The following is a 2,965-nucleotide window of genomic DNA, read 5'->3' as shown; positions in this document are numbered from 1 at the left end:
AATTTTGTTGGCTTCTCGCTTTTTTTACTGTTTCTAGCTTTATTACATCGTTACCGTCAGCAGTCAACAAGTGGTAGATTGGTTGGGCTAATAGTATTGGCGACTGTAGTGATTCTTAGTCATACTCTAACTACCATTTCTTTATTTATTGCCGTTCTATTTTATCTATTATTTAATTGGCGTTTAGTATTGATCAAAAAACTAATTGTTATTGGTACGGTAGCCATTGGTTTATCAGCGTTTTGGTTGTTGCCTTTTATTTATAATTTGCAGTACAGTTCACCAGCGGTCACCGCGGCTCGCAATGACTACTTATTTTTGTTATTTCCTTTTAATTGGTTGGATTTTTTAGCAGGCAGGATGTTTAGTTTGGAGTGGCTCGCCGCGTTGGCTTTTTTTGTTGGTCTTTTAGGTTTTGTTTTACTGTTAAAGAAAAAGCAGTATCTCTGGCCAGTTTATTTTTTAGTTACTCTTTTTATTTTACCTAGTCAGTATTTAATTAATTTTTTTCCGAATTGGCCACTACATTATTATCGTTTTTTTGTATTTTTGTATTTAATTTTATTAGCTTGCGGGTCTTATGGCTTAGCTGTTTTCTTGGCTTTTTTATCGCAGAAAAAACTTTGGCAAGTCGGTGGCTATACAGTGTTGGGACTCATTATCATCTATAGTTTATTTCATTATAATTTAAGTAGTGGTGATGGTCAGATTAATACACTTTATACACGTTTAGACGATCCTTATCATTTTCAGTTAGTAGATTATCCCGGTATTGTCACCGCGGAGAAAGTAGTGGACTACTTAGTAAGTTCCTCGAATGTAGGCAGAATTTTTGTGGAGGAGCCCATTAGTGATCAGGGGGATTTAGGATCAGTGCACTATTTTAAAACCGTATTGCCGCTGCAGGGCAAAGAGGTAATTGACGGCTTGTATATTGAAGGCGCTATTCAAAGTCCATTGTCTACTGTGACGATTGGTGCGTTATCTAATACTTTTATTTGGGGTGATGGTAGTGTTTATGCTGATCCTGCCTTTCGTTTACAGGATCGTGATGCCTTGTTACGTCGTTTAGCTTTTTTGCGAGTAGATACTATTGTCGCGCGCTCTAATAAATTTAAAACCGCTTTAGCCGGTAGTTCTTTGGTGCAAAGGACCAATACGATAAATGAATATGAATTTTATCAACTAGCCGAAATCAAACCACTTGTTTATCCAGCAAGTTTTCGACCAGGCATTTTCTTTAATGAAAGCGGGGATTTACTTTACCGTGATTTAGTGAAAATATGGTATAAATTTCCGGCTCTTTTAGATTATCCAGTAGTGAAAGCGAATAATGATTTAATGAGTGTTGATTTGTCCGAGATTCATCGTTTTGGTTATGTGTTAGTTAGTGCCCCTTCCTTGACCGTGCAGCAGCTGGATCGCTTAGCCAGTTTTACTTTGCCAGTTATTTGGCTCAATGGTCCAAAGGATATTACTTTGCCATCAGAGTTGGTCAGTCGAATATTTTTTATTGATGATTTTTATAATTACCCCAGAGCCACAGGAGTAACAAAGATAGTTGATCAAATTTCGAAATTAAGCCAACAATTAAACTGGCCGACAGGGGATATGAAAAAAATAGAAGTACTTAATTGGTCAGAACAAAAAATATCTTATCAAGGATCAGGTGCCACCATTATTAATATTGGTTATTACCCTTATTGGCAAGCCACTGATCAGCGGATGTCAGTTTATCAGACAACACCAGCCAGTCAGATACTAGTTTGGCCACCCGACGATCAACAGGAAGTTACCCTTATTTATCAGCCCACATTAGAGAAACGCGTTGGTCAAGGACTATCAATTGCCACCGTCATACTAATGATCAGTTATTTGTTTTATCGTAGCTATACTAAAAAAAGAAAGGTTATTTAGATGTTTTTATCCGTTATTATACCCACTTTTAATGAAGAGAAAGTTATCGCCAGTACCTTGAAAAAGGTATTGGCATATTTGCATCAGCAGGATTATCAGTGGGAGGTGATAGTTGCTGATGATGCTAGTACTGATCGGACAGTTAGTCAGACCAGTTTATTTGATGTTCAAGTAATTACTAGCCAGACTAATCAAGGCAAGGGCGGAGCCATCCGCAACGGATTTCGGATTGCCCAAGGGCGGTGGTTATTATTTTTAGATGCTGATTATTCTACTACTATGGATGAGCTAGATAATTTTTGGCCCAGTAGCACCGATCACGATATTATTATTGCCAGTCGTGCAGTGCCAGGAGCACGTATTACCCAGCCGCAACCGTGGTACAAAGTAGCTCTTGGTCGTTTGGGTAATAGAGTTATTCAATTATTTTTATTACCTGGTTTATCGGATACCCAGTGTGGCTTTAAATTATATCGGCGAGAGGTTTTACCATTATTTGAAAAGTTGCAAAATTTACGGTGGAGTTTTGATTTTGAAGTTCTATTTTTAGCGCGGCAACATAATTTTCGTATTCTTGAACTACCAGTAAACTGGACCAATAATCATGATTCGGCGGTTCAGCCGCTGGATTATTTTTCCACCTTGCTGCAAGCCCTGGTTATACGCTACTCGTATTTACGGAATAAATGGCTAAAAAAACATTAAATTAGGTCATGTTTGATTCTTTTTATTAAAAGTATTATAATATCTAAAGTTAATCAATAAGTGAGGGCCACTTAATAAGCATTAATCTATATATCATCATGTCGGAAGATATTAAAAAAATTGAAAAAAGAGATGTGGTTGAAGACGAGTTAATGGATCAACCAAAAAAACAGAAAGCTTCGTCAAAAAGTTTGATGAACAAAATTATTATCGTCGTCATCGTCGTCATTGTTATTTTAGGTGGTTTGTATTTTGTTAATAAGTACACCGCTCTCAACATCTTTGGTGACAAGTCTGACAAAGTAGTTGCCACTGATTGGGAAGCAGTTTTCTTGAGCAATGG

At 37.1% G+C, this 2,965-nt stretch carries 3 protein-coding genes; all 3 read left to right on the top strand.

Going from position 1 to position 2,965, the window contains the following annotated elements:
* The coding region (locus tag COX77_02170) for a hypothetical protein (GenBank protein ID PIZ99214.1) at positions 1-1,917 on the top strand (1,917 nt) is incomplete at its 5' end.
* Complete coding sequence (locus COX77_02165) at positions 1,918-2,622, top strand: hypothetical protein (protein ID PIZ99213.1); 705 nt, start codon at positions 1,918-1,920, stop codon at positions 2,620-2,622.
* A gap of 98 nt (positions 2,623-2,720) precedes the next feature.
* On the top strand, positions 2,721-2,965 hold a 245-nt coding region (locus COX77_02160), incomplete at its 3' end, for a hypothetical protein (protein ID PIZ99212.1).

The organism is Candidatus Komeilibacteria bacterium CG_4_10_14_0_2_um_filter_37_10 (genome assembly GCA_002793075.1).
Classification (GTDB): Bacteria; Patescibacteriota; Patescibacteriia; order UBA1558; family UBA1558; genus UM-FILTER-37-10.
The sequence above is the reverse complement of the archived record's forward strand: the minus strand, read 5'-3'. Positions and strand labels throughout refer to the sequence as shown.

Coding starts and splice junctions, on each gene's coding strand:
- COX77_02165 (PIZ99213.1), top strand. CDS start 1,918: ATGTTTTTATCCGTTATTATACCCACTTTTAATGAAGAGAAAGTTATC.